Below are 24,867 nucleotides of genomic sequence, written 5' to 3'. Positions count from 1 at the left end.
GGAATTTGATAAAATGATACAGTTAACTTTTCCTGATCAAAGTGTAAAGGAATTTGAAGCCGGTGTGAGTGGCCGCGATGTGGCTAAATCCATTAGCAATTCTTTAGCTAAACGGGTGGTTGCTTACACTTTAAATGATGAATTAAAGGGCTTAGATGAAGCGATTGAAAGTGATGGCAGCATTCGTTTAATCGATCCTAAGAATAAAGAAACTGAACAAGAAGCCTTAGATATTCTCCGCCATTCCAGCGCCCACTTACTGGCTCAAGCTTTGCGCCGTCTCTATCCTGACATTAAATTTGGAGTAGGGCCAGCCATCGAAAATGGCTTCTACTATGACACTGATAATGGTCAAGGCCAACAAGTGAGTGAGGAAGACTTGCCACGGGTTGAAGCTGAGATGGAAAAGATCGTTAAAGAAGACTACCCAGTGGTAGGTAAGGAAGTAAGCCGTGAAGAAGCCAAGGAAATCTTTAAAAATGACCCTTATAAGTTAGAAATTATTGCTGATTTACCTGAAGATGCCACCCTTACCACCTATAGCCAAGGAGAATTTACTGACCTCTGCCGGGGCGGTCATGTTCCTTCAACAGGCTATATTAAACACTTTAAATTACTTTCCTTAGCAGGAGCTTACTGGCGAGGGAATTCTGACAATGCCATGATGCAAAGGGTTTATGGGACCAGTTACTTCAATGAAAAAGACCTTAAAGAGGATCTTAAACGTCGCGAAGAAGCTAAAGAACGTGACCACCGTAAAATTGGTAAAGAATTAGACCTCTTTATGATTGATCCTAAAACTGGACAAGGTCTGCCATTCTGGTTACCAAACGGAGCAACCATTCGCCGTCAAGTTGAACGCTATATTGTCGACAAGGAAGTTCAAGCCGGTTACCAACACGTCTATACCCCAATCATGGCTGATGTAGACTTATACAAGACGTCTGGACACTGGGACCATTATAGTGACGACATGTTTCCAACCATGGATTTTGAAGATGGTGAAAGCTTTGTCTTACGTCCAATGAACTGCCCTCACCACATCCGAGTTTACCAAAATAAGGTGCATTCTTACCGGGAATTACCTATCCGTATTGCTGAACTAGGGATGATGCACCGTTATGAAAAATCAGGTGCTCTATCCGGCTTGCAACGGGTAAGAGAAATGACCCTGAACGACTCCCATATCTTTGTGCGTTTAGACCAAATTAAGGACGAATTCAAGAGCATTTTACGCTTCATGCAAGATGCTTACCATGACTTCAATATTACTGACTATCGCTATCGTTTAAGCTACCGCGACCCTAAAGATACCAAGAAATACTTCGATGATGATGAAATGTGGGAAAAAGCCCAATCCATGTTAAAGGAAGCTATGGATGAATTAGGCTTGGACTACTTTGAAGCCGAAGGAGAAGCGGCCTTCTACGGGCCTAAGTTGGATGTCCAAGTGAAAACCGCTCTTGGCAATGAGGAAACCCTTTCAACCATCCAATTAGACTTCCTCCTACCGGAAAAATTCGATGTGACCTATGTCGGTGAAGATGGTCAAAATACCCACCGTCCTGTGATGATCCACCGGGGAATTGTTTCCACTATGGAACGTTTTGTAGCTTACTTAATTGAAGAATATAAGGGTGCCTTCCCAACTTGGTTAGCTCCACAACAAGCCATCTTAATTCCAGTGAATGAAAACCAACATGCGGATTATGTCTACCAAGTGGCTAACCGTATGCGTAGTGAAGGTTTGCGGATTGAGGTTGATGACCGGAATGAAAAAATGGGTTACAAGATTCGTGAAGCCCAAACCCGTAAAGTGCCTTATCAATTAGTCTTTGGTGACAATGAAATTGAAAATGGCACGGTAACTGTTCGTCGTTATGGCTCTAAGAAAACAGAAACTGTGGACTTAGATGAATTCATCAACATGATCCATGCAGAAATTGATAGTTATGGTGTAAAAGACTAGTTAACTTGACAACGTGCTTAGCCTTTTAAGCTAATGATCTAGTGACCAATTAGCTTAAAGCTGGCACGTTTTTTATCAGTTAAACGCAAGTGACCTCTAAAAAGAAAAGTGGGTGGGAAAAGATGATCAGGCAAATTATGCGCTTTATCCTGGTAGGTGGGCTAAGCACGCTTCTTGATTTTATCGTCTTTAGCTTATTAATCAGCTGTCAAGTCCATTACTTAGGAGCTAATTTGTGTGCCTTTATGCTTTCCTTAGTCTTTAACTATTGGGCCAGTATGCACTTTGTCTTTCAGTCTAGCTTTTCTAAGGAGGAGCGTTGGCGGGAATTTCTCCTGTTTTTAGTCTTAGCTCTTTCAGGCTTGCTGATTCAAGAACTGATCTTATACCTACTGATAGAGCAACTAAGCCTGGACGCCCATCTGGCTAAATTAGCTGGAATTCTTGTGGTCATGGTTTATAATTTTCTTAGCCGAAAAGCATTATTAGAAAGCGAGCAGTGATATGACATTTCAAATCGTTCATGGGGATATTACCCAAGTGGAAGTAGAAGCCATTGTCAATGCAGCCAACTCCTCCCTGCTAGGAGGTGGAGGCGTCGATGGGGCCATTCACCAGGCGGCTGGCCCTGAACTTTTGGCTGAATGCAAGCAATTAGGGGGCTGTCCAACTGGTCAGGCCAAATTAACCCGCGGCTATCAATTACCCGCTGATTATGTTATTCACACGGTAGGCCCAGTTTGGCAGGGAGGCGACCAGAAAGAAGAAGCCCTATTAACTTCTTGCTACCTAGAGTCTCTCCAGCTAGCTGCTAGTATCCCGGTAAAGTCGCTGGCCTTTCCTTTAATATCCGCTGGGGTATATGGCTATCCCAAGGACCAAGCCTTGTCAGTAGCAAAAAGTACCATTCAAAGCTTTTTAGCCACTTATCCCAAAGACCTCGACGTCTTTCTTGTCCTCTATCCCTAATAACTAACAGAGAGAAGGTAAAGCATTAATGAAAGATGAGCAAAAAATCACCGCCCTTCATGATCATGTGCGACAAAAAGTTAAAGCAAATTTTCCGCAAATTCTTGATATCAGTCAGTTCATTTTCCAACATCCAGAATTAGGCGACCAGGAATACGTCTCTTCGGACTATCTCGCCAAGCTCCTCCAAGAAGCTGGTTTTCAGGTAGACCGAGCCTATCAGGGGATTGAAACCGCCTTCCGAGCAGAATTTTGCTTGGGAGATGGGCCAAAGATTGCCTTTTTAGCGGAATATGATGCCTTGCCGGGTTTCGGACCCGATAAAAAACCAGGTCACGCCTGTGGCCACAATTGGATCTCGGCTTCGACAGTAGGGGCAGGAATTGTCTTAAGTCAAATGAAGGAGTTCTTCCAAGGAACGGTGGTCGTGATTGGTACGCCAGCGGAAGAAAATTTTGGCCGCAAGGTCGATTTAGCTCGGAGCGGGGCTTTTGATGATATTGATACCTGTATGCAGATGCACCTCTATGAAAGTACCAACCTCAAGGCTAGTGCCCTAGCCATGAATGCCGTCAACTTTCACTTTATCGGTCGGGCCGCCCATGCCGCCATGAGTCCCGAATTGGGAATCAACGCCTTGGATGCTGTCAACTTGACCTTTACCGGGGTCTCTTACCTCAGGCAACAACTGCCCAGTGATGTTCGCATCCATGGCATTATTAAAGAAGGGGGCCAGGCCGCCAATGTTATTCCTGAATCGGCGACGGCTTTCTTCTATGTGCGGGCACCTAAATTAGCCACTTATCGTCATGCTATGGATCGGGTCATTAATTGTGCCCGCGGCGCAGCCTTGATGACAGGCTGTCAATTGGAAATCAGCTATCCAGAAAATGAATTCTATGACCTCTTAGTTAATCCAGTCTTGGCCGACCGCATGGAAGATCACATGCGCCTGAGTGGTTTTGACGATATTAGTGAGGAAGAGGAAAAACCTGGGTCTACTGATATTGGCAATGTGAGCTATGCTTGCCCAACTTTTTATGGCAATGTGGGCGTTGGTCAGGGTAAGGTTTTCGTTCATGAAGAAGGGTTTCTCCAAGTTGCTGATAGTTCGGAAGCCCACCAGCAACTTAAGCGAGCCGTGGAAGCCTTTGTCGCTTTAGCTATTGAACTTGATCAGGATCCTGACCTGCTCTTAAAAGTGAAAGAAGCCTTTAAAGCACAAATTAAAGAATAATGTCTTGACAAGGTGAAAGCTTTATAGTAATCTATAAAAGTTGAGAAAAGAAGCAGAAACACCCGTTTCTCGCCTGAGTTGACAAGGACGTCCTCGGGCCGATAGATACAGTGACACATGGTCCCCAGGGACTATTGTGCAAGTACGGCGGGTATAGTGTTTTATATTCGCCGTTTTTCTATGCCGAAATCTCATTTATTGTTGTCACTTTAACATTCGGAGGTGAAGGTATATCGCTAAGAATAAATTTAACGAATTATTTACTAATGAAGATATTCGTGCAAAAGAATTACGCGTTATCGATCCAGAAGGAGAACAGCTAGGGGTTATTTCAAAAAGAGATGCCTTAGAGCGGGCTGAGGAAGCAGGACTCGATTTAGTTCTGGTCTCACCTAATGCTAAGCCGCCTGTTGCTCGGATTATGGATTATGGTAAATATCGTTATCAACAGCAACGTAAAGCGCGTGAACAACGTAAAAATCAAAAGACGATTCAAGTGAAAGAAATCCGTTTAAGCCCAACGATTGATGAAAACGACTTTCAAACTAAAGTACGTCAAGGAAAGAAATTCATTGATAAAGGGGACAAGGTGAAGGTTTCTATTCGCTTTAGAGGTCGCGCCATTACCCATAAAGATTTAGGTCGCGAGGTTTTGGAACGCTTTGCCAGCGAACTTGCTGATGTAGCTACTGTAGAGCAAAAACCTAAGATGGAAGGACGCTCTATGCAACTACAATTAGCACCAAAAGAAGATTAATTTCAGGAGGATATATTATGCCAAAACAAAAAACACATCGTGCGTCAGCTAAACGTTTTAAACGTACTGCATCAGGAAAATTAAAACGTAGCCATTCAGAACGTTCACACCGTTTTCACGGTAAAACCAAGAAACAACGTCGTCAACACAAACAACCAGCAATGGTGCATGTTTCCGACCAAAGACGTATTAAACAAATGCTTGACACTTACAAGTAAGATCAGTTAAGCAGGACGCATAGATAGAGAACTAAGTATAATCAAGGAGGAATAACATGGCACGTGTTAAAGGTGGAACGGTTACACGCCGTCGTCGTAAAAAATATTTAAAATTAGCAAAAGGTTACTTTGGTAGCAAATCAACCAACTATAAAGTAGCTAAACAAGCGGTTATGAAATCTTATTCATACGCTTACCGTGACCGTCGTCAAAGAAAACGTGACTTCCGTCGTTTATGGATTACCCGTATTAATGCGGCTGCACGTTTAAATGGCTTAAGCTATAGCCGTTTAATGAACGGTTTACACCAAGCTAACGTGGATATCAATCGTAAAATGTTAGCAGATATCGCTGTTAACGATGCTGAAGCTTTCACTGCAATCTGTGACCAAGCCAAGGCTGCACTTGAAAAATAAGTGTTAAAAAAGGACCCACAGCGGTCCTTTTTATGTTTATAAGTAAATTTTATTGGCCTTAGTCTTTGTCAATATTAGGGGCTTGGCCCAGTTCCGCTTCCACCATCCATAGGGTTTTTTGAGCGTCACGGAGGTAGCCAGTACAGATGTCCTCACTAGCGACATCACCCTCCTTACTTGCTGCATCGACCCCTAATTGATAGTCGTCTGCTAAGATGCGGATAACATCAGCAACCCGATGCATATCTTCTTGGATACTGGTATTCCACTCGCCCTTATGGTCGGGAATACGGGTGTGGTCAGAAAATTCTTTAAGGGTTGAGAAGGGGGAACCATCGATAGTAATTATACGTTCAGAAACAACATCGAGCTGTTCAAGAATATCATCCATAAAGCTATCGAGTTTTGGATGATAGAAAAGAAAACCTTCCCCACGCATATACCAGTGAATTTGATGGATAACGGTGTGGGCTTGAACCAGGTCAGCAACTAATTGATTAAGTGCTTTTTTTGTTTCTGTGTATGCCATTATGTATCATATCCTTTCTCTAGCATTACTTTCTACTTTAGAATAATTATAAAATTAATGTTTTTGAAAGTAAAGTAAGAGACCTGTGGGCAATTCAAATTTGTTATCGATAAAAGCGATCAAGTGTAATATAATAGAAGCCATGCTGAAAAGGCAAAAAAATGTTAGAATAGTGTTTATGAAAGTGATAGAAAGGTAGGCGGTCGTTTTGATTGAATTAAAAAATGTATCCGTTACTTTTGAGAGTGATGATAAAGCCGTTCATGCCGTTAAGGATGTGTCCTTATCCATCCAATCAGGAGAAATCTTCGGTGTGATTGGCTACTCTGGCGCTGGAAAAAGTACCTTAGTCAGAACCATTAATTGCCTGCAAAGACCAAGTAGTGGACAGGTTTTTGTTAATGGTCAAGAAATTACAGCCCTATCTGAAAAAGATCTACGTCTAGCCCGTAAAAAAATTGGAATGATTTTCCAACATTTTAACTTAATGAAATCCCGGACAGTTGCCGAAAATGTTGCCTATCCCTTAAAGGGGTCCGGCTTATCTAAAGAAGAAAGTCAAAAGAAAGTCCAACACTTACTGGACCTGGTAGGCTTGGGTAACCGGGGGGATTCTTATCCTAGTCAATTATCCGGTGGTCAAAAGCAAAGAGTCGCTATTGCGCGGGCCTTGGCCAATGATCCCCATGTCCTTCTCTGTGATGAAGCTACCAGTGCCTTAGACCCTAAGACAACTAGCCAAATCTTAGACTTGCTCAAGCAAGTTAACCGCGAATTGGGAATTACCATTGTCATTATTACCCATGAAATGGCTGTTATCAAACAAATCTGTGACCGGGTAGCGGTTATGGAAGCTGGCTCAGTGGTTGAACAAGACAGTATTTTAAATATCTTCTCAAATCCGCATGAAGAATTAACCCAAGACTTTATTAGTTCAGCTAGTCCGACCGAAAAAGGCATTGAAACCATCCTGGCCAACCCTGATTTATTAAATATTGAGCCCGGTGACCGCCTCTTACGGATTGACTTTACCGGAGCTTCTACTGGGGAGCCTTTGATTGCCTCCTTGACTAAGAAGTATGATTTATTAGCTAATATCCTTTATGCCAATATTGAAATTCTTCAAGGAACGCCGGTGGGGACGCTTCTGATTTCCTTAAATGGAGAACCTAGCCGAGTCCAAGAAGCCATTAACTTTGTCCATAGCAGTGGGTCTCATACTAAGGAGTATGCGTTCGATCATATAGAGAAGGGGGATAAATAAGCATGGAATTCTTAGAAAAAATCATGCCAAATGTGGTAGCTATTTCCGACCAATTCGTTGAAGCCACTTGGGAAACCTTATTTATGACGGTTATTACCTGCCTCTTTGCCTTTGCTATTGGTTTAGTGATCGGCGTCTTCCTAGTTCTCTATATGCCAGGAGGTCTTAAAGAAAATAAGGCAGTTTATAATGTCTTAGATAAGGTTGTTAACATCGGTCGGTCGATTCCCTTCGTTATTTTAATAGCACTTTTAGGGGGCTTTACCCGCCTAATTATGGGGACAGCCATCGGGACAGCAGGAGCCCTGGTTCCCTTAATTGTGGGGACGATTCCTTTCTATGCCCGTCAAGTCCAAAACGCCTTATTAGAAATTGATCCTGGTGTCATAGAAGCAGCCCTAGCCATGGGATCTACAACAAGTGAAATTGTTACCCGGGTTTACTTGAAAGAAGCTATCCCAGGTTTGATTCGGGTATCTGCCCTCACCGTTATTAATGTGATTGGCTTAACCGCCATGGCAGGTGTCGTTGGTGGTGGAGGTCTTGGTGACTTAGCCATTAACCGTGGTTATCAACGCTACCAAAATGATGTAATCCTAGTTGCTACCTTATTGATTTTAATTATGGTCTTCATCAGTCAAGCTGTTGCTGACCGTTTAGTAAAACATTTCGAACATTAAAGGAATTATAAAAGGGGAGAATTTTTATGAAGAAATGGAATGTTGTTTTAGCCTCAGCCCTATCCTTATTATTACTAGGAGGCTGTTCAAAAGAAGCCAAAGCGCCAGAAGAGGGCGGTACTGTCACTGTTGGGGTTGCTGGTGAAAATGAAGAAAAGATTTGGACCGAAGTCTCTGAAAAATTGAAAGATGAAAATATTGACTTAAAAGTTCAACTATTTTCTGATTATGTGCAACCTAACCGGGCCGTTCAAGAAGGCGAAATTGACATGAATGCTATGCAACATGTGGCTTATTTATTGGACTATAATAAGAACAATAATGCTGACTTAGTGCCGATTGGTTATACTTATATTTCAGCCATGGTGGTCTACTCCGATACGGTTAAAGACCTTAAAGACCTTCCTCAAAATGCTAAAGTAGCTATCCCTAATGACGCTACTAATGGGGGCCGGGCCTTACTCTTATTAGAACAAGCTGGTGTCTTAGAAATCGACGATAATGCAGGGATTACTCCTACTGTTAATGATATTACCTCGAATCCTAAAAATATTGAGCTGGTTGAAATGGATGCTGCCCAAGTGCCACGTGCCTTGAAAGACTCTGACGCTATTGTTGCTAATACCAATTACGCGGTTTCAGCTGGTTTTGATCCTAATGATGGTATTTTCTCTGATACCGATGACCTTGATAATTTAGGAACTCAATATAAGAATATTATTGCAGTGAAATCTGAAAATAAAGATAATGAAATTTATAAGAAGATTGTCAAAGCCTACCAAAGTGAAGACGTTGAGAAGAAAATTAAAGAAATCTCTGGTAACGCTGACCAAAAAGCCTGGACCGACAATGATCAACCAGAAGAAGACTTCCATAAACTTCAAGAAGAAGGGCAAAAATAGTCCTAACTTCTTAACGATTACCTACTAAGCATTAAAAGCTTCTATCCACATGAGACTTTAGAAATATCTGTGGATGGAAGCTTTTTTATTTTGAGCTAAAGAATTTTTATTACTCATGCAAATGGACTTTATGGTAAAGTGGTAATGAACTTCTTACCGGGAGGAATTAGGATGGAAAAAATGCGAATTCGCTTAGCTCAGAGTGAAGATTTACCAGCTATACAGGCGATTATTAAGGCGGGAGCGGCCTATTTACGCCAACAAAATATTGATCAATGGCAAGATCCAACCGTCTACCAAGCGGACAGCCTATTAAAAGATATTGAAGGAAAAAACGCGTATTTAGGCTTAATCGAAGGGGATGTGGTCGGATTTTTTATTGCCAGGCCTATAGACAGGGATTATGACAACTATTCAATTTGGCAGGGCCAGGGAGACTACCTAGCTTTTCATCGGGTGGCCTTGGCGACTAAGTACCGCGGTCAGGGGCTTAGTTGGGCCTTATTTCAAGCCTTTGAAGACTTAGCCGATCACTTAAAGATTAATGACTTAAGAATTGATACCCATCCCGATAACCTTGGCATGCAGAAGATTATCTTAAAAGCCGGTTATCAGTACTTAGGAGAGATTGAATTAGCGGGTAGTGGCAGACGCTATGCCTACGAGAAAATTATTCCAATAAAAAAATCCAGCTGATGAGCTGGATTTTTTTATTGGAATAATTGAGCGACCTGGTTAATTGATTCTGGATGAATTAATAATTGGCCATGCTCGCGGAGTAGAGCAGGAGCAAAGGGACTCAGATGACCAAACTCTAAAGCATAGCTAGTCAGATCTGCTTGTCTAGCCTGGGTTAGGTCTTCTTTTTCAAATCTTATAATCACTTGAAAAAGATCTTGGTAGACATAGACTTCTAGGCTGGCTTCATCCACTTGGTAGGATTTCAGAAAAGTCAGGACTTGGTCCCAGGACTTAAAGGCTAAAGCAAATTCAGGTCGACCTCCCTTTGTGTCTGCTTCACTAGGGTTTGTAGAGGAGTTTTCCTCCTCGGAACTCATATTTTGTGTAATATTTTCAAGTAGATTTTCCAAGCCATCCTTGTCCATATATTGGCCATCTGCTGTGGCTTTACTAATATAGAGGTCGATACCGCCATTTTTAGGAAGGACTTGGAAAGTTAAAGCTTCTGAATCTTGAAAACGCTTTGAAACATCTGCTTCTTCTAAGATACTCATAAAGAAGTTTTCAACTTGGCTTTGATCTTTCATGAGGTCTAAGAGGGTAATTCCGCGCGATTCGAGATCATCTTTGGCAATGAATACGCGCATGGTATTATCGTTAAGATACTCCATTTCCATCACAAATCACCTCCGAATATTTAGTGATTATCTTTTCTTTAAGCATATTTTGTTTCAACGATTATTTTACCATAAATCATCTAAAATGAAAAAAGGGCACCTCCACCCTCCATTCAAAAAGCTAGAGGATGAACATGCCATCGATTTAAAAAGTAAGGGATCTTATCCCATTTTTCTTAAAGCTTCGTGAAGTTCGATCGTTCTTACTTCTCTTGGCAAGAAGCGACGAATTTCATCTTCATTATAGCCTACTTGCAGACGTTTTTCGTCCATAATGATTGGTCGACGCAATAGTCCTGGGTTTTCTTGGATAAGATCGAATAATTCATTTAAACTGATTTCATTTAAATCAATATGTAATTCTTGAAAGGCTTTTGAACGCGTAGAAATAATCTCTTCAGTACCATCTTCTGTCATTCTTAAGATTTCTTTAATCTCATCGCGGCTTAGAGGTTCTTGGAATATATTACGTTCCACATAGGCAATGTTGTGTTCTTCTAGCCAAGCCCGAGCTTTGCGGCAAGAAGTACAACTAGGGGAAGTATATAATTTAACCATGTCAATTTCTCCTTTAAGGTTTGACTTGTGTTCCGTATACATACACAGTATATCATAAAAGTGAACCGTATACTAGTTCTTTTTTAAAAATAAATGAGCAAAACTTAGTGAAGCTTGTGATAAAATAAGCAATATGGAACTAGGTATTTCAATATAGTCGCTATTTGACCTTTGTTTGATCAATTTCTGATTTTTTAACTTATAAAATATAACACAGAGTAAAACTCTGTTTGAGAAAGCTATTTTTACTATTTATAAGCGAAAAAATCACCAGCTCGATTAAAAAAGACTTCGTGAATTTATTACTTATACCGTCTATCCGATCAGGTTCGTGATATAATAGGGAAAATTAGAGGAGGTTTTCTTTTCATGAAACGAATTTTTTCCGGGGTACAACCAAGCGGCACGCCAACCATTGGTAATTACGTGGGTGCCTTAAAGCAATTTGTCGATTTACAGGATCAATTTGACACTTATTATTGTGTGGTCAATGAACATGCCATCACTGTTGCCCAAGATCCAGAGACTTTAAGAAAGAATACCAGATCTTTGGCGGCCTTATACCTAGCCTTAGGGGTTGATCCTAACAAATCGGCTATCTTTATCCAAAGTCAGGTTCCAGCCCACGCTCAAGCAGCTTGGATTGTCCAATGTCTGACTCCACTAGGGGAATTGGAACGGATGACTCAGTTTAAGGACAAGGCGCAAAAGCAAGACAATATTTTTGCCGGCCTTTTAGGCTATCCCGCTTTGATGGTGGCTGACATTGTGCTTTATGACGCTGACTTGGTACCGGTAGGTGAAGACCAAAAGCAACATATGGAATTGACTCGTAATTTTGTCGACCGTTTCAATAACCGCTTCGGCACTAAGGAAGAAAAGCTATTGGTTAAACCAGACATCTATACACCGAAGGCAGGTGGGCGGATTATGAGTTTACAAGATCCAAGCAAGAAAATGAGTAAATCAGATGACAATAAAAAGCTTTTATTTCCTTACTGGATGATCCGAAAACGATTGAAAAGAAAATTAAAAGTGCGGTAACGGACTCGAGCGGAGAAATTTCCTATGATCCAGAAAATAAACCAGGCGTTTCTAACCTATTAGATATTTTCTCAGCCTTTTCTGACCAAAGCATTAGTCAACTAGAAAAAACCTATGCCAATTCGGGTTATGGTCAACTGAAAAAGGACCTCAGCCAAGCGCTAATTGCCGTTTTAGAACCGATGCAAAAAGACTATCAACGTCTCTTAGCAAGCAGTGAACTGGATGATGTTTTAGCAGCCGGTGCTAAACAAGCCAATGAAGTCGCTAACCAAACCCTAGCACGCATTGAAAAAGCGATTGGTTTTAGATAAAAAGAATTGATCCTGCATTAATCAGCTAATTTTAACCCTGATTACGGATATATTCCTATGAGGGGGAATAATCATGTATTATGCAAAATTAGCTAATGGCCAGTTGATTAGTTCTTATGAGGTTGATGACCGCATTCAAAGAAAAATATTAGCCCTTAACCAGCAGAACTTCTACTGCCCAAATTGCGGGCAAGAATTAGTTTATCGTTGTCATTCAAGGAAGAAGCCACATTTTGCCCACCAAAATAATCAATTAAGCCTCAAATATTGGCGCCGGGAATCCCATTGGCACTTGAATAATAAAGAGCAGATTAGGCAAATCTTAGTAGCCAAGGGCTATCAGGCCCGTGTAGAAGTCGCTAGTTACACGCCTGACCATCGTTCAGATATCCTCTTTCAAGCAGGAGATGTGGTGGTAAGTATTGAACTTCAGGCTAGCCTACTGACCAAAGAAGCTGTCATCAGTCGCGAGCAGGATTATCATCAAGCAAAAGTGCAGGTTTTGTGGCTACTCAATCCTAAACAAAGAGACTTACGCTTAACGGCAAACAATTTAAATCGTTTAGCTCCGTTTTTTCAGTATTTGCCCTGCTTTGGCACTTATTTGCCTTATTGGGTGGAGGAGACTCGCTTAGTTGAAATACAAAGTTTTAACGATTATGGTCATCTCTTATGCCGTTATCACTTAAGTATTGACAATTATCTCTATTTATTTTCTTACCCCAAGCAAGTTGGCTTACTTAATCAAGAAGGGACTAGCGGACCCGGGATTAGTCAGTTGTTAAAAGCAAGGGAGACCCGGTCTTTAAGGCGCAAAATTCGTCAACGTCCGCTTAAGGCCGAGAAAAAGCTCCTAGAGCAGCTCTATTTTCGAAAATTGTCCTTAGACGACTTACCGGATACTTGTTTTTTCTTTAGGGGAGAGTCTATCTATATCAAAGAAAAACTCTGGTTATTAGCTGCCTATGTTTTCCTACTTAAAGAAGAAAATTTACTTGATTCAGAGATCTATACTTTTTTACTGAATTACCTTAATCCGCGTCCCTTTAGGCCCCAATTGAGCTTTGCTTATGAGAACTGGTTATGGCAGGTTAGTCAAGCCATGGTAAAATTGCTATAAAAAAAGCGATCCGTTTTTGCGGATCGCTTTTTATATGGAAAAAGGTTGCCAAATTAATTTCAATGGCGGATTAATTTGAGACTGTCCTTATCTAAGGAGCGGTATTGTGATTTTTTCTTTGACTGGCTCTTGTTTTCTCTCTCTAAATGAGCAGGCTCGCTAATTTTTTTTCTGCTTGGGGCAACATTTGAGTGGTCAATTCTTCCAGATCTTGGGCTGTGAAGGCATCTTCGATTCTAAGACCGTATTGGTAGTTTAAGTTATCAAAGATAACTAAAGAAGGGTAGTTCACAATTTCCATTTGATGGGCCAATTGTAAATCCTCCAGAACATCTTCACGGGTTTGCTTAGAATAGAGATCTTCCATCCACATATCAAAGTCAAGGCCAATCTTTTTAGCATATTTCTCCATACGCTTTAAGCTGTAAGATTTCTTTTGACAGCCAAAGACTTCTTGCATGGTCATTAGGAAAGTGCGTCCTCGCTTCTTACCTTGGCAGAGAGCGGCCTTGTATCCCAAAGACACCTTATACATGCATTGGTAAAGTTCATTTCTCTCTTCTAAGCTTTGCTTGTTTTTGGCTAAAGTCTTGAAATAGTTCCAAAAGAAGTGGTGGTCCACACAGGAGACGAGGCGGAAGTAGATTTTTTTATCACTGTGGGCAACAAAACGCAATAACTCTTCTTCCAACTCTAGACAAAACGGGTCAATTGGATTAACAAATAAAAAGATTTCAAAAATATGATTATTATGATGTTTTTTTGCCATGCTATGACAATTATAGTCCGATTTCATTGTATTCTCCCCCAATTAATGATGATCAAACTGTATAAATTATTCGAATGGATATAATGGTTTATCTAATTGCATCCGGGCAATTTTTGGCTTGGAAGGCCGACGAGTAATATGATAGCTAGATAAAAATTCATTAAAATAACGCTTTGGATCGTCCTCTCCAGGCTCAATTTCTAATTCTAATTCATAATCATTGTAAGTGTAAAAAGAGCAAGCGTCTAATACAAGCTTTTGCTTTTTCCAATTTTTTTCCAAGCGAGTGGTTTTAAATTGACCAATGGGTCGTAATTCGCTCGCGTATAAACCAATTTCATGGAATAAGTCGCTTAAGTGTGCTCCAGGCTGAAACTGACCTGTCTCCATCATAGCTTGCGCACTTTCACGGCTGACCTTATCAGTGACTTCCAAGGATTTGGCGCTAGTCAGTGACTGCTTATAGGTGAGATGGGCATAGGTATCACTGAGTCGAATCCTTAAGGCACTGTGGTTTGCCTTCAAGCGAAGAGACTCGGTGTCAAAGTACATATTATGTTGGTGCTTGGCTTCATTTAAATGAAGATCAAATAAAGATAAGAGCTTTTGATATTCTTCTGGACTGAGAATATTTTTATATTCTGTTTCAATGTCCTTGTGCATAAATTCACTCTCCTCTTTTCTCCAAGTATTATAACAAGCATTGAAGGGCTTGCCAAAAAACTTGCCTTTAAAGTCAGTAATCGCTGCCTAAAGCAAGAAAAATATGTTTTAATAGTAGGGTAAGGATTATAGTTAAGTTAATATAATTACTTAATAAAATAGGCCAAAAGAATTATTTTTTCAAGTTAAAATTTTATCATAATATGGATGTAAAAGGAGAATCAACCAATGCGTATCGCAATAGTAAGTAACGACAATGAATCATCTAAGGATGTCCAAGCCAGGCTGCTTTCTGCGTGTAAACAGGCTGATTTCAGCATTGACCAAGACCATCCAGATATTGTGGTATCCATTGGTGGGGACGGGACCTTATTGGAAGCCTTCCACCACTATGAAAAACAGCTCGACCATGTCCGTTTTGTCGGCGTTCATACTGGGCACTTAGGTTTTTATACCGACTGGACAGTTGATGAATTGGACCAGTTTATTGATTTTCTCCTCAATGACTCGGGTGAGAGTGTCTCTTACCCGCTTTTAGAAGTGGCTTTAGAAAAGGTTGATGGCGAAAAAAATCACCTGATTGCGCTTAACGAAGCGACCTTACGCCGTTTTGAAGGGACGATGACTGGGGAAGTCTTTATAAAGGAAGAAAAATTTGAACTCTTTAAAGGGGACGGCTTATGTGTATCGACACCGACTGGGTCAACAGGTTTGAACAAGTCTCTAGGAGGCGCGGTGGTTCATCCCCGCTTGGATACCCTGCAAGTCACAGAGATTGCTTCTTTAAATAACCGGGTCTACCGCACCATCTCTAGTCCTATCCTGATTGCTGGAGATGAGTGGATCCGGGTAAAATTGGATGATGAATTTTTAGCAGGAGTCTTTATGACCCTGGATCACTTATCTTTTTCCCTAAAAGGAGTGAAAAATATTGAGTTCCGAATTGCTAAATCACGGGTTCACTTTGCCAGGTACCGTCATATGCATTTCTGGGACCGAGTGGAAAATGCCTTTATTGGCCTAGGCGACCGCGATAAGAAAGGATAATTGACGACTTATGTTATTTTTCTCATGGACTTGTGACCAGGAAGTATATGTGAAGACTTTTCTTAGGCAAAAAGGCGTTTCCCGCCGTCAACTGGCTAAAATCAAATACCATGGGGGGACTATTATAGTTAATAATAAGCGAGTTGGGAGTAAATACTTCCTTTCTTTGGGAGACCAAGTGACCATCATCTACCCAGCTGAGGGCAGCCAAGATCAAATTATGGCGGTGGATTTTCCTTTGGATATTCTTTATGAAGACCGCGATTATTTAATTGTTAATAAGCCGGCCGGCTACACCTCCATTCCTTCACAATTTAAGGATGAATACTCCATGGCTAATTTCGTTAAAGCTTACTTTGTTAGAAAAAATTACGAAAACCAAGTCATCCATGTCGTGACCCGTTTAGACCGCTTTACGAGTGGAGCGATGATCTTTGCTAAACACAAGTACGCCCATTCGCAAATCGATCAATTAATGCAGTCTGGCGGCATCAATAAGCAGTATTTAGCCTTTACCCATTCTGCTATCGGGTCAGACCAGCATGGCCTGATTGAAGCGCCGATTGGTCGCAAGGAGGGCTCAATTATCGAACGCTGTATCAGAGCGGACGGTCAACACGCTAAGACAGAGTATTGGTTGGAGGATAGTCAGGCTGGATTGTACCGCTATCGGGTTCAACTCCATACCGGACGTACCCATCAAATTAGAGTCCACTTTGCTTATCTAGGCGCCCCTCTTTGTGGGGACGATCTCTACGGTGGTAGTCAGGAAGCCGGGCTGTCTGGTCAGGCTTTACACTGTCAGCGCCTGGCCTTCAAGCAGCCTTTAACCCAGGAAGATTTAGTGATTGAAGCACCTTTATCCCAAGACTTTAAAACTTGGTTAGCTAGTTATCAAAAGGGGGACGCCTAAATGAAGGATCAAGAACAAAAAAGACTTAGCAGTTCTAAGCCAGAACAAGAAGAGGAATTGACTCCTGAAGAAATTGTTGACCGCGTTAAAGAAGCCTTAGCTAAACATGACCAGTCGGCTTTGCGTTTTGAATTTTTTAAGAACCATCCTTATGACCAAGCCAAAATTTATATCAAACTAAGTGATGAAGAACGTCGTCTGCTTTACCAATATATCTCAGCTAAGGAATTAGCCGATGTTTATGACGTTTTGGATGAGGATGAGCAAGAAGATATTATTGATTATTTAGAAGCCATGGATGACCAATATGCAGCCAATATGCTGGGAGAAATGTACCGAGATAATGCAGCGGATATCCTGAAAAAGTTTTCTCCTAATAAAATTGTCCATTATATGCGCCTAATTCCCATCGAACAAGCGGAAAAGATTAAGACCTTAATGGATTATGAAGATGAAACTGCTGGGGCGATTATGACAACCGAATTCGTCCAGATTAAGGCCAATCAAACCATTAAATCGGCCATGACTCTAGTGAGGGCCAAAGCTGAGAATGCTGAAACCATTTATTATCTCTATGTTGTGGATGATGATTCCCGTTTAGTCGGGGTTCTCACCCTGAGAGATTTAATCACCTCTGATGCTAACCGGCTAGTTTCTGAAGCCATGTCGCCGCGGGTGGTGACGGTGTCGGTTGATGATAACCAACAAGATGTGGCTAGAACCATTCAAGACTATGACTTCCTAGCTATTCCTGTTATTGAAGCGACCGGGGAGTTACTAGGAATTATTACGGTTGATGATATCTTGGATGTTATGGATGAAGAAGCTGTGGCTGACTACTCTGGATTGGCTGGGGTGTCGGTTGATGAACCTTATCAAACACCAGTCAAATCAGCCCAGTCACGTTTACCCTGGTTAATTACTCTCTTGTTTTTGGGGATGGGGACTTCTACCTTGATTGGTCATTTTGAGGATATGATTTCTGAAGTGGCCACTTTATCTTTATTTATTACCTTAATTACCGGGACCTCAGGTAATGCAGGGACTCAGTCCTTAGCGGTTGCTGTGAGAAAAATTGCTAATCCAGATAATGAAGAGTCTACCTTTCTTCAATTGATCTTTCGCGAATTGTTTACGGGTTTAATTTGTGGACTGATTACTGGGGGAACGATTTTCCTAATTATTACCCTCTGGCAAAAGAATATGGTCTTGGGTCTGGTCGTTGGGGTAGCTATGCTATGCGCGATTACCGTGGCTAATTTAGCAGGAAGCATCATTCCCCTCCTTATGGACCGGCTGGGCTTTGACCCGGCAGTGGCTTCTGGCCCCTTTATTACCACCCTAAGTGACTTGACTAGTGTTTTAATCTATTTTTCAATTGCTTCACAGTTTCTGCTTTACTTATCCTAGTCCTATCTTGACAAAGATAGTTACAACCGATAAAATGAGATCAATAATATAAAAAGTAAGCTTTGAATAGATAAGTAAGTCAGTTAATTATTTGAGCGAGCTCTGTTTGGTGAAAGAGAGTATGAGGCGCTGATTGAAGATGGTCTATGAGCAACTAATTGTGAGCAATGGTGAACACTTAGCGCTTGGTAATCGATAACTTACCACTACATGATAGTGTAGATGAGAGGTAATCAATCGATTACGAAGTAGGGTGGTAACACGGTGAAGCGTCCTTATAGTATGAGTATTCATGCTGTAGGGACTTTTTTTATGGAATGGAGGAATGGGAATCATGCCCATAAAAGTACAAGAAAATTTACCTGCTTTAAAGAAATTGGCTAGTGAGAATATCTTTGTCATGGATGAACGTCGCGCGGCCATGCAAGACTTTCGTTCGCTGGAAGTCATTATTGTCAATTTAATGCCGACCAAAGAGGCCACTGAAGAGCAATTGTTGCGGCTGTTAAGTAATTCTGCTCTACAGGTTAATGTCACCTTCATTCACATGCAGTCCCATAAGGCAAAAAATACCTCAGCTAAACACCTGGATACTTTTTACCGGACCTTTGCTGATATTAAAGATCGTTACTTTGATGGCATGATTATCACCGGTGCGCCAGTAGAGCAATTGGATTTTGAAGAAGTAAATTATTGGGATGAATTAGTTGACATTATGGAGTGGAGCTCCAACCATGTCTTCTCTACCCTCCATATTTGTTGGGGAGCCCAGGCCGGGCTATACCATCACTTTGGCATCAAGAAATATTCCTTGGACCATAAGCTTTTTGGCGTTTATCCCCAATACATGGACCATCCGGAAATTTCCCTACTACGGGGCTTAGATGATGTCTTCTATATCCCTCATTCTCGCTATACTGAAGTCCGTCGCGAGGATATCGAGGCCAATCCCGATCTGGAAGTGCTTATTTCCTCACCAGAAACAGGAATAACCGCTGTCCATAGCAAGGACCAACGTTTTGTCTTTATCTTTGGTCATGTGGAATATGACGCTGATACGCTGGACCGGGAATATAAGCGAGATATCAATGAAGGGATAGAAATCAAGGTGCCATTGAATTATTATCCCGAGGATAATCCCAATAAAAAACCTTTACTGAGATGGCGGTCAACCTCAAATATGTTATTTACTAATTGGTTAAACTATTATGTTTACCAAGAAACCCCCTTTGTTATTGAACGCATTGATAAAGAAAAATAATTTTTTTATCTTAAAGTATAAGCCATCTTACGGTGCTTAATCCCCGCTTCTAAAAAGACATCGCTTTTAATTTTAAAACCGAGTTTTAAATAGAAGGGAATGGCTGTTACTTGGGCATCAAGGACGCAGCTTGAGTAATAATGGTCTTTAGCAAATTTTAGGCAGGCTTCCATTAAATCTTGCCCATAGCCTAGTTTACGGTAGTCTTTGAGGACGGCCACTCTTTGCATCTTGATATCTTCCTGGTTCAAAGGATAGAGTCGACAAGTCGCAAGCGCCTGGTCATTTCGATAGAGACAGAAGTGAAAGCAAAGCGATTCAAAGCCATCAATTTCAATTTTGGGGTCGACACCTTGCTCCTCAATAAAGACTTGCTTTCTAATGGTAAGAGCGTCATGGTATAGCTTAGAGTTGAGCGCTTGACTCATATGAATAGTAGTCATGGGATGGGCTCCTTTATTTATAATGATTTTATTATAGATAAAATCGTTCAGTCTGAAAAGAATACTTATCTTTTTATTGCTGTTCCATAAAAAGGAGCTTATAATATATACATAAAGGGTATCGATTGACCCTTTGTTAACAAATGTGGTATCTTTTTATTGTAGTCCATTAGTTATATACACCAAAGTCTGTCTTGGTCAAAAATAAATAAAAAATAGTTGTGGGAAGTTTGGTCACGTCGAACTTCCCTTTTTTCAAAGATTTTGCTAGATAGGCTAGGTATGTGAGGGGGGTGAAAGTATGGAAAATCAGACATTGGCGCAAGTCTTAGCTGTTGATGAGGAAGCTAATCAATTAAGTGAAGCAACCCAAGCAAAAATTCAAGAGCTAAAAGATGAAAAAGACAGCCAAATTGAGCAAATTGAGCAAGAAGCAAAAGCAGAATATCGCCAATATGTCGAATCTTTAGCAAACTCTAATCAAGAAACGTTGAAAAGCTATAAGCGCCAAGGTGATGAGAAGAATCAGAAAAGAATCGCTAAGCTGGTTGAGGATTATCAAGCCCATAAAGCAAGTATTGTTGACTATATTGTAGAGGAGGTGAAGAAGGTATATGTCAATTGCTAAAATGCAAAAAATTTCATTGATCACCAAGCCTACAGATAAAGGACAATTAATTCAATCCCTGCAAGGTGTACAAAATGTGGAAATTAGCGACTTAAGTAGTGAAGATCAGGAGCTTTCAAGTGAAGAACTTGCTAAGAAAAACAACCGCCAATATGACTACTATCAAAGTTGGTACCGGCGGTCAGAGCAAGCCTTAACGACCTTGTCACGCTACTTAACTATCCAGCCGCTTTTGAGTCGTTTGACGACTAAGCGTCCCACATATACCATGAGCGAATTAATTAAAGCGGTTGACGTTGATCAAGCCCAATCCCTTATTCAAGAGATTGAACAATTATCTAAAGACCGCCAAGAGCTCATCGAACAAAGGCAAAAAGTCGAACAAGCTCAAAATACTATTAGTAATTGGCGGGCTCTATCAATAAATCCTAGTGATTTATTAGCAAGTAAACACTTTAAAGCTTTCTTAGGTTACTTACCTAATGATGAGGAGCGTTCCTATTTTAATAAGATTAAAGCAGCTGATGGTCTAGCGATTGAGGAAGTTTTTTCTACCCAGGAACATATTGGGGTTGTCCTGCTGCAAGATGAAAGGGACGACAATTCCTATAGTGACTTGCTAAATAATAGTCACTTTGAAGAATGGGACTACCCTTACCATGAAGCTCCCGATAAGGTGTATGATGCCTTAGAAGACCACCGCTTATGGCTCAATCGCACTGAACAAGAATTAGTGGAAAACTTTAGGAGTTTGGAAGCACAAATTTTCAATTTACAGCTTGCTTCTGAAACATTCTATAATCGCAGTCAGCGGGCTCTGGTTGAAGATTTAGCGCATGATACCAACTACCTCACCTATATTAAAGGTTGGGTGAGTGTTCATGACTTGGAAAAATTGGAGCAGCAACTGGCTCTTGATTTGGATGACAATCAATATGCGCTGATTAAAGAGGAAATTAGTCAGAAAGAAATTGACGATGACCAAGTCCCGATTAAGTTAGAAAATAATGCCTTAGTTGAACCCTTTGAAGCCATTACGCTGATGTATGCCACACCTAATTATCGTGAAACGGATCCGACCCCGTATCTCACCCCATTCTATATGCTGTTTTTTGGGATGATGATGGGAGACTTGGGCTATGGTTTAGTGATGTGGATTGTTACTTTCTTGGCTCTAAAGTTTGTCGATATGAAAGATTCCATGCGTAGCACCATGAAAATGGGGCACTTGCTAAGTTATACGACGATGTTGGTGGGGCTAGCCTATGGGTCATTCTTTGGGGCTTCATTACCTTTTAAATTAATTGATCCCTTGAACCAAGCCATGCAATTATTGATTATTTCGATTGCTTTTGGTTTTGTTCACATGATGGTCGCTTTAATTATTAAGGCAGTGACGGAATGGCGCCGTGGCGACTTCCAGGAAATGTATAGCGAAAGTGGTGGCTGGCTACTGATGTTCTTGAGTTTAGCCTTAGTCATTGCTGGCTATGTCTTCAATTACCCCATGCTAATGACGATAGCGGGTGTAATTGCAATTATAGCGGCTATCGGTATGATTATTGTCCCTATGGTTTATGCTGATAAGAAAATTGTTGGTTTTGTCAGTGGGTTATATAACTTATATGGCGTGAGTTCCTATTTAGGTGACTTTGTTTCCTATTCAAGACTGATGGCCTTAGGGCTATCTGGGGGGAGCATCGCCATGGCCTTCAATATGATTGTGGGCTTATTACCCGTCCCACTTCGTTTTACAGTGGGGATCGTATTGATTGTTGCCCTGCACGGCTTTAACATGTTCCTTTCACTCTTAAGTGCTTATGTGCACGGACTCAGACTTACTTTCGTAGAATTCTTTGGTAAGTTTGTTGAAGGTGGGGGACGTCGCTTTAAGCCGATTGACACCTTACAAAAGTATATTCATTTATCGGACGTTAATGAAAATATAGAAAATAAATAATGGAGGTATACATTAATGGAAAATTGGTTAGGATTTTTAACTGAAAACGGCGGAATTTTATTTACCTATTTAGGTGCAGCCTTAGCGGTTATTTTAGCAGGTATGGGTTCTGCCCGTGGTGTTGGTGAAACAGGGGAAGCTGCTGCAGCCTTAATTAAAGACCAACCCGAAAAATTTGTGCAAGCCTTAATCTTACAACTTCTGCCAGGTACTCAAGGTCTATATGGTTTCGTGGTAGGGATTTTGATCTTCATTCAAGCCAGTGCAGGAATGAGTTTAAGTCAAGGTTTCCAATACTTTTTAGCTAGCCTACCAGTAGCCTTTGTTGGTTTAGTGTCTGCTAAATATCAAGGTCAAGTGGCAACTTCTTCCTTACAAATTCTAGCAAAACGCCCTGAAAACAATGTTAACGGGATCATCCTAGCGATCATGGTTGAAACTTATGCGATTTTAGCCTTGGTTATTTCAGTAATGATGGTCTTTTCAATTAGCTAAGCATGATAAAGGAGGACGGATATGGCTACAATTAAGCAACTAACTGAAGAAGTGTACAAAGAAGTCCGTTCAGAAAATGAAGCCAAGCTGGATCATGCCAAAGCAACATTAGAAAAAGACATAAGTGATGCCAAGGAGCAAAGCCAGGCCAAATGGCAAAAGCAAAAAGAAAAAGCTGAACGTGACTATCATGATAATCTAGAAAGACAAAAGCAAAGTTATAGTAATCAATTAAATCAAGACCTCTTAGCTAAGAAGCAAGAATTAATTCAGCAGGCATTTAAAGAAGCTCAACTGGCCTTAAGCCAACTCAGTCAAGCGGACTTTGTCAGCATGCTGGACCAGGCGCTTTCAGCAATTCCACAAGCAGAAAATACCCAAATTGTTATTGGAGAACTGAGTCAAAAGCAACTGGGCCAAGAGGCTAAGCAAAGCCTGCAAGAAAAATATCCCCACATTCGCTTTAGTCAAGACTTACTTAAAGGACATGGTGGGGTAGTGATCGAGCAAGAAACCATGAACTATGATCTGACTTTTGACCAATTGATTCGTGAACAAGAAGATAATCTATCTGTCTACGTTGCTAAACAATTGAATGATTAGAAGGGAGAAGATAGCTGTGACTGAAACAAGTTATGCGAGTTTAAATGTCACTGTACGTATCCATGAAGAAGAATTCCTGGATAAGAGCGACTATCAAGCCTTATTAAGCGCCAAAAACTTGGAAGACGCTATCGCTCAATTACAGCATAGTGCTTATCGGATTCCTGATGACATTCTATCAAGTCATGATTTTGATGGTTTCTTAATCGACCGGCTCATGCAGGCTATGCAAGAAGTTTATCAAAATATCCCTGACCAAAAGGTAGTCGATCTTTTAGGTCTGCGGTATAGCTATCATAACGCCAAGGTTATTTTTAAAGAGCTATTTAGTGACCAAGACTTTCATCATATGTATTTGCCAGCCGGCCCCTATCAGATAGATAGTTTGCGGCAGGCGATAAAAACTGGCAAGTCATCGGTCATTGATCAGCGCTTGCTTGAAGCCATAAATACGGTGAGGACCTATGTTGAGGACACCAAGCAAATTAATGATATTTCGGTGATGCTCGATGACGCCTATTTGTCCCACATTCACTATTTGGCTTTAGCCATTGATGATGACCAAGTGACTGAATGGGTGGCTTTGCGGATTGATTTAGAGAATTTATCTCTTTTACTACGTGCCATGCAACAGAAGCGGTCGAGTTCCTTCATTCGTTCATTACTCAATGAACACGGCTCTATTCCGCTTTCTTCACTCTTAGAATGGGCTGAAAATAAGGATTATTCCAGTATTTTTAAGGCCTATGAAGTGAAGGATTATGGGGAACATTTTAGCCAAGTCTTATCTGAAACGGAAAGTGAACTATCCAATCAAGAGAGAATTTCCCTCGATGGTTTAGATGCGGCTATTGAAGGCGTCATTAGTGACCACTTGCTTGATGCGCGTTTACAAGCCTTTGGCCCCCTACCAGTCTTGGCTTATCTCTACTTTTTAAATAACGAAGTGACCAATTTGCGCTTGATACTTGTTGGTAAGAGTAATCAAATTGATGAAAATAAGCTAAAAGAAAGGATGCGGCCGATATATGACGAGTAAAATAGGAGTAGTTGGTGAAAAACAAGTTGTCACTGCTTTTCAACTCATTGGTTTTGACGCTTATCCTGTGGTTAGTGGTGACGAAGCTCGCCGTACCATCCATCATTTAGCTGAAAATAATTATGGGATTATTTATTTGACAGAAAGTCTTGCCAAGGAAATCCCAGAAACCATTTCTTTTTACGATTCCCAAGTCATTCCAGCAATTATTCTTATTCCAACAAATAATGGCAGCTTGGGAATTGGTAAGAAACGTGTGAATGATAATGTTGAAAAAGCTGTTGGACAAAATATTTTATAG

Annotated in this window: 28 protein-coding genes, 1 pseudogene and 1 other annotated feature; of the genes and pseudogenes, 23 read left to right on the top strand and 6 right to left on the bottom strand. The window is 40.9% G+C overall.

The features are described 5' to 3' along the window. The first annotated feature begins 13 nt into the window (after nucleotides 1-13). The 7 genes from thrS to rplT all read left to right on the top strand — a co-directional run bounded on the left by thrS (nucleotide 14) and on the right by rplT (nucleotide 5,566). Entirely contained in the window at nucleotides 14-1,969 is a 1,956-nt protein-coding gene (gene thrS / locus HMPREF9243_RS06985) for a threonine--tRNA ligase (RefSeq protein WP_013669850.1), read from the top strand. A gap of 122 nt (nucleotides 1,970-2,091) precedes the next feature. Next, nucleotides 2,092-2,472 (top strand): GtrA family protein, encoded by a 381-nt coding sequence (locus HMPREF9243_RS06980; RefSeq protein ID WP_013669564.1) that lies wholly within the window; start codon nucleotides 2,092-2,094, stop codon nucleotides 2,470-2,472. A 1-nt stretch (nucleotide 2,473) separates the two neighbouring features. Further along, nucleotides 2,474-2,938: an O-acetyl-ADP-ribose deacetylase gene (locus tag HMPREF9243_RS06975; protein WP_013668979.1), complete on the top strand. Its 465-nt coding sequence runs from the start codon at nucleotides 2,474-2,476 to the stop codon at nucleotides 2,936-2,938. A gap of 28 nt (nucleotides 2,939-2,966) precedes the next feature. Next, on the top strand, nucleotides 2,967-4,175 hold the full coding sequence (locus tag HMPREF9243_RS06970) for a M20 family metallopeptidase (protein WP_013670118.1): 1,209 nt from the start codon (nucleotides 2,967-2,969) through the stop codon (nucleotides 4,173-4,175). A 44-nt stretch (nucleotides 4,176-4,219) separates the two neighbouring features. Further along, nucleotides 4,220-4,360, top strand: a sequence feature (ribosomal protein L20 leader region). Nucleotides 4,361-4,407: 47 nt separating this feature from the next. Beyond that, the gene (gene infC / locus HMPREF9243_RS06965; RefSeq protein ID WP_041706154.1) at nucleotides 4,408-4,932 is read left to right on the top strand and encodes a translation initiation factor IF-3; all 525 of its coding nucleotides are present in this window, start codon (nucleotides 4,408-4,410) and stop codon (nucleotides 4,930-4,932) included. Between the two features lie 17 nt (nucleotides 4,933-4,949). Further along, nucleotides 4,950-5,150 (top strand): 50S ribosomal protein L35, encoded by a 201-nt coding sequence (gene rpmI, locus HMPREF9243_RS06960; RefSeq protein ID WP_041706153.1) that lies wholly within the window; start codon nucleotides 4,950-4,952, stop codon nucleotides 5,148-5,150. Nucleotides 5,151-5,206: 56 nt separating this feature from the next. Beyond that, nucleotides 5,207-5,566 carry a 50S ribosomal protein L20 gene (gene rplT, locus HMPREF9243_RS06955; protein WP_013669362.1) on the top strand — a complete coding sequence of 120 codons (360 nt, stop codon included), beginning with the start codon at nucleotides 5,207-5,209 and terminating at the stop codon, nucleotides 5,564-5,566. A 58-nt stretch (nucleotides 5,567-5,624) separates the two neighbouring features. Here the strand turns inward: rplT and HMPREF9243_RS06950 are convergent, their stop codons facing one another. Beyond that, nucleotides 5,625-6,095: a Dps family protein gene (locus HMPREF9243_RS06950; protein ID WP_013668903.1), complete on the bottom strand. Its 471-nt coding sequence runs from the start codon at nucleotides 6,093-6,095 to the stop codon at nucleotides 5,625-5,627. Between the two features lie 208 nt (nucleotides 6,096-6,303). Here HMPREF9243_RS06950 and HMPREF9243_RS06945 point away from each other — a divergent pair, with 208 nt between their 5' ends. From HMPREF9243_RS06945 to HMPREF9243_RS06930, 4 genes are all read left to right on the top strand, one after another. After that, entirely contained in the window at nucleotides 6,304-7,359 is a 1,056-nt protein-coding gene (locus HMPREF9243_RS06945) for a methionine ABC transporter ATP-binding protein (RefSeq protein WP_013668742.1), read from the top strand. Nucleotides 7,360-7,361: 2 nt separating this feature from the next. Further along, nucleotides 7,362-8,039 carry a methionine ABC transporter permease gene (locus tag HMPREF9243_RS06940; RefSeq protein WP_013669711.1) on the top strand — a complete coding sequence of 226 codons (678 nt, stop codon included), beginning with the start codon at nucleotides 7,362-7,364 and terminating at the stop codon, nucleotides 8,037-8,039. Nucleotides 8,040-8,065: 26 nt separating this feature from the next. After that, complete coding sequence (locus tag HMPREF9243_RS06935; RefSeq protein ID WP_013669833.1) at nucleotides 8,066-8,941, top strand: MetQ/NlpA family ABC transporter substrate-binding protein; 876 nt, start codon at nucleotides 8,066-8,068, stop codon at nucleotides 8,939-8,941. A 171-nt stretch (nucleotides 8,942-9,112) separates the two neighbouring features. After that, nucleotides 9,113-9,637 carry a GNAT family N-acetyltransferase gene (locus tag HMPREF9243_RS06930; protein ID WP_013669719.1) on the top strand — a complete coding sequence of 175 codons (525 nt, stop codon included), beginning with the start codon at nucleotides 9,113-9,115 and terminating at the stop codon, nucleotides 9,635-9,637. Nucleotides 9,638-9,651: 14 nt separating this feature from the next. On the opposite strand, the gene HMPREF9243_RS10015 is transcribed toward HMPREF9243_RS06930, so the two are convergent. Further along, complete coding sequence (locus HMPREF9243_RS10015) at nucleotides 9,652-10,299, bottom strand: adaptor protein MecA (RefSeq protein WP_013668685.1); 648 nt, start codon at nucleotides 10,297-10,299, stop codon at nucleotides 9,652-9,654. Nucleotides 10,300-10,461: 162 nt separating this feature from the next. Further along, nucleotides 10,462-10,857, bottom strand: coding sequence for a transcriptional regulator SpxA (spxA, locus tag HMPREF9243_RS06920; protein ID WP_013669487.1), 396 nt, complete (start codon nucleotides 10,855-10,857; stop codon nucleotides 10,462-10,464). 369 nt (nucleotides 10,858-11,226) lie between these two features. Here spxA and trpS point away from each other — a divergent pair. Together trpS and HMPREF9243_RS06910 are read left to right on the top strand one after the other, a co-directional pair. Further along, nucleotides 11,227-12,215, top strand: a pseudogene (trpS, locus tag HMPREF9243_RS06915) (tryptophan--tRNA ligase). A gap of 73 nt (nucleotides 12,216-12,288) precedes the next feature. After that, nucleotides 12,289-13,335, top strand: coding sequence for a competence protein CoiA (locus HMPREF9243_RS06910; protein ID WP_013669783.1), 1,047 nt, complete (start codon nucleotides 12,289-12,291; stop codon nucleotides 13,333-13,335). A 142-nt stretch (nucleotides 13,336-13,477) separates the two neighbouring features. On the opposite strand, the gene HMPREF9243_RS06905 is transcribed toward HMPREF9243_RS06910, so the two are convergent. Then, the gene (locus tag HMPREF9243_RS06905) at nucleotides 13,478-14,131 is read right to left on the bottom strand and encodes a DsbA family protein (protein WP_013669055.1); all 654 of its coding nucleotides are present in this window, start codon (nucleotides 14,129-14,131) and stop codon (nucleotides 13,478-13,480) included. Between the two features lie 39 nt (nucleotides 14,132-14,170). Beyond that, complete coding sequence (locus HMPREF9243_RS10010; protein WP_013669815.1) at nucleotides 14,171-14,767, bottom strand: CYTH domain-containing protein; 597 nt, start codon at nucleotides 14,765-14,767, stop codon at nucleotides 14,171-14,173. A gap of 228 nt (nucleotides 14,768-14,995) precedes the next feature. Here HMPREF9243_RS10010 and HMPREF9243_RS06895 point away from each other — a divergent pair, with 228 nt between their 5' ends. The 4 genes from HMPREF9243_RS06895 to metA all read left to right on the top strand — a co-directional run bounded on the left by HMPREF9243_RS06895 (nucleotide 14,996) and on the right by metA (nucleotide 19,398). After that, nucleotides 14,996-15,814, top strand: a complete 819-nt coding sequence (locus tag HMPREF9243_RS06895) for an NAD kinase (protein WP_013669620.1) — start codon at nucleotides 14,996-14,998, stop codon at nucleotides 15,812-15,814. Between the two features lie 49 nt (nucleotides 15,815-15,863). Beyond that, on the top strand, nucleotides 15,864-16,727 hold the full coding sequence (locus tag HMPREF9243_RS06890) for an RluA family pseudouridine synthase (protein ID WP_395994315.1): 864 nt from the start codon (nucleotides 15,864-15,866) through the stop codon (nucleotides 16,725-16,727). Further along, nucleotides 16,728-18,137: a magnesium transporter gene (mgtE, locus tag HMPREF9243_RS06885; protein WP_013669315.1), complete on the top strand. Its 1,410-nt coding sequence runs from the start codon at nucleotides 16,728-16,730 to the stop codon at nucleotides 18,135-18,137. A gap of 334 nt (nucleotides 18,138-18,471) precedes the next feature. Beyond that, the gene (gene metA / locus HMPREF9243_RS06880; protein WP_013670041.1) at nucleotides 18,472-19,398 is read left to right on the top strand and encodes a homoserine O-succinyltransferase; all 927 of its coding nucleotides are present in this window, start codon (nucleotides 18,472-18,474) and stop codon (nucleotides 19,396-19,398) included. A 5-nt stretch (nucleotides 19,399-19,403) separates the two neighbouring features. Here metA and HMPREF9243_RS06875 read toward each other — a convergent pair whose 3' ends face one another. Beyond that, nucleotides 19,404-19,841, bottom strand: coding sequence for a GNAT family N-acetyltransferase (locus tag HMPREF9243_RS06875; protein ID WP_013669157.1), 438 nt, complete (start codon nucleotides 19,839-19,841; stop codon nucleotides 19,404-19,406). A gap of 301 nt (nucleotides 19,842-20,142) precedes the next feature. On the opposite strand from HMPREF9243_RS06875, the gene HMPREF9243_RS06870 reads away from it, so the two are divergent. The 6 genes from HMPREF9243_RS06870 to HMPREF9243_RS06845 are packed head-to-tail and all read left to right on the top strand — an operon-like array spanning nucleotide 20,143 to nucleotide 24,867. Beyond that, on the top strand, nucleotides 20,143-20,469 hold the full coding sequence (locus tag HMPREF9243_RS06870) for a hypothetical protein (RefSeq protein WP_013669599.1): 327 nt from the start codon (nucleotides 20,143-20,145) through the stop codon (nucleotides 20,467-20,469). Continuing rightward, the gene (locus tag HMPREF9243_RS06865) at nucleotides 20,456-22,429 is read left to right on the top strand and encodes a V-type ATP synthase subunit I (RefSeq protein ID WP_013669505.1); all 1,974 of its coding nucleotides are present in this window, start codon (nucleotides 20,456-20,458) and stop codon (nucleotides 22,427-22,429) included. The genes HMPREF9243_RS06870 and HMPREF9243_RS06865 overlap by 14 nt, the downstream gene beginning before the upstream one ends. Before the next feature lie 15 nt (nucleotides 22,430-22,444). Beyond that, nucleotides 22,445-22,924, top strand: coding sequence for a V-type ATP synthase subunit K (locus tag HMPREF9243_RS06860; protein ID WP_013668531.1), 480 nt, complete (start codon nucleotides 22,445-22,447; stop codon nucleotides 22,922-22,924). A gap of 21 nt (nucleotides 22,925-22,945) precedes the next feature. Beyond that, nucleotides 22,946-23,527: an ATP synthase subunit E gene (locus tag HMPREF9243_RS06855; RefSeq protein ID WP_013668999.1), complete on the top strand. Its 582-nt coding sequence runs from the start codon at nucleotides 22,946-22,948 to the stop codon at nucleotides 23,525-23,527. Nucleotides 23,528-23,543: 16 nt separating this feature from the next. Beyond that, entirely contained in the window at nucleotides 23,544-24,566 is a 1,023-nt protein-coding gene (locus HMPREF9243_RS06850; protein WP_013670022.1) for a V-type ATPase subunit, read from the top strand. Continuing rightward, a complete protein-coding gene (locus HMPREF9243_RS06845; RefSeq protein ID WP_013669832.1) occupies nucleotides 24,556-24,867 on the top strand; it encodes a V-type ATP synthase subunit F in 312 nt (103 codons plus the stop codon). The genes HMPREF9243_RS06850 and HMPREF9243_RS06845 overlap by 11 nt, the downstream gene beginning before the upstream one ends.

It is taken from the genome of Aerococcus sp. Group 1, assembly GCF_000193205.1.
Taxonomy (GTDB): domain Bacteria; phylum Bacillota; class Bacilli; order Lactobacillales; family Aerococcaceae; genus Aerococcus; species Aerococcus urinae_A.
This window is presented reverse-complemented; position numbering and strand designations above follow the sequence as displayed.

Excerpts from the sequence above, each read along its gene's own strand:
- thrS (WP_013669850.1), top strand. The coding sequence starts at position 14 with ATGATACAGTTAACTTTTCCTGATCAAAGTGTAAAGGAATTTGAAGCC.
- HMPREF9243_RS06980 (WP_013669564.1), top strand. The coding sequence starts at position 2,092 with ATGATCAGGCAAATTATGCGCTTTATCCTGGTAGGTGGGCTAAGCACG.
- HMPREF9243_RS06975 (WP_013668979.1), top strand. The coding sequence starts at position 2,474 with ATGACATTTCAAATCGTTCATGGGGATATTACCCAAGTGGAAGTAGAA.
- HMPREF9243_RS06970 (WP_013670118.1), top strand. The coding sequence starts at position 2,967 with ATGAAAGATGAGCAAAAAATCACCGCCCTTCATGATCATGTGCGACAA.
- rpmI (WP_041706153.1), top strand. The coding sequence starts at position 4,950 with ATGCCAAAACAAAAAACACATCGTGCGTCAGCTAAACGTTTTAAACGT.
- rplT (WP_013669362.1), top strand. The coding sequence starts at position 5,207 with ATGGCACGTGTTAAAGGTGGAACGGTTACACGCCGTCGTCGTAAAAAA.
- HMPREF9243_RS06950 (WP_013668903.1), bottom strand. The coding sequence starts at position 6,095 with ATGGCATACACAGAAACAAAAAAAGCACTTAATCAATTAGTTGCTGAC.
- HMPREF9243_RS06940 (WP_013669711.1), top strand. The coding sequence starts at position 7,362 with ATGGAATTCTTAGAAAAAATCATGCCAAATGTGGTAGCTATTTCCGAC.
- HMPREF9243_RS06935 (WP_013669833.1), top strand. The coding sequence starts at position 8,066 with ATGAAGAAATGGAATGTTGTTTTAGCCTCAGCCCTATCCTTATTATTA.
- HMPREF9243_RS06930 (WP_013669719.1), top strand. The coding sequence starts at position 9,113 with ATGGAAAAAATGCGAATTCGCTTAGCTCAGAGTGAAGATTTACCAGCT.
- HMPREF9243_RS10015 (WP_013668685.1), bottom strand. The coding sequence starts at position 10,299 with ATGGAAATGGAGTATCTTAACGATAATACCATGCGCGTATTCATTGCC.
- spxA (WP_013669487.1), bottom strand. The coding sequence starts at position 10,857 with ATGGTTAAATTATATACTTCCCCTAGTTGTACTTCTTGCCGCAAAGCT.
- HMPREF9243_RS06910 (WP_013669783.1), top strand. The coding sequence starts at position 12,289 with ATGTATTATGCAAAATTAGCTAATGGCCAGTTGATTAGTTCTTATGAG.
- HMPREF9243_RS06905 (WP_013669055.1), bottom strand. The coding sequence starts at position 14,131 with ATGAAATCGGACTATAATTGTCATAGCATGGCAAAAAAACATCATAAT.
- HMPREF9243_RS10010 (WP_013669815.1), bottom strand. The coding sequence starts at position 14,767 with ATGCACAAGGACATTGAAACAGAATATAAAAATATTCTCAGTCCAGAA.
- HMPREF9243_RS06895 (WP_013669620.1), top strand. The coding sequence starts at position 14,996 with ATGCGTATCGCAATAGTAAGTAACGACAATGAATCATCTAAGGATGTC.
- mgtE (WP_013669315.1), top strand. The coding sequence starts at position 16,728 with ATGAAGGATCAAGAACAAAAAAGACTTAGCAGTTCTAAGCCAGAACAA.
- metA (WP_013670041.1), top strand. The coding sequence starts at position 18,472 with ATGCCCATAAAAGTACAAGAAAATTTACCTGCTTTAAAGAAATTGGCT.
- HMPREF9243_RS06875 (WP_013669157.1), bottom strand. The coding sequence starts at position 19,841 with ATGACTACTATTCATATGAGTCAAGCGCTCAACTCTAAGCTATACCAT.
- HMPREF9243_RS06870 (WP_013669599.1), top strand. The coding sequence starts at position 20,143 with ATGGAAAATCAGACATTGGCGCAAGTCTTAGCTGTTGATGAGGAAGCT.
- HMPREF9243_RS06865 (WP_013669505.1), top strand. The coding sequence starts at position 20,456 with ATGTCAATTGCTAAAATGCAAAAAATTTCATTGATCACCAAGCCTACA.
- HMPREF9243_RS06860 (WP_013668531.1), top strand. The coding sequence starts at position 22,445 with ATGGAAAATTGGTTAGGATTTTTAACTGAAAACGGCGGAATTTTATTT.
- HMPREF9243_RS06855 (WP_013668999.1), top strand. The coding sequence starts at position 22,946 with ATGGCTACAATTAAGCAACTAACTGAAGAAGTGTACAAAGAAGTCCGT.
- HMPREF9243_RS06845 (WP_013669832.1), top strand. The coding sequence starts at position 24,556 with ATGACGAGTAAAATAGGAGTAGTTGGTGAAAAACAAGTTGTCACTGCT.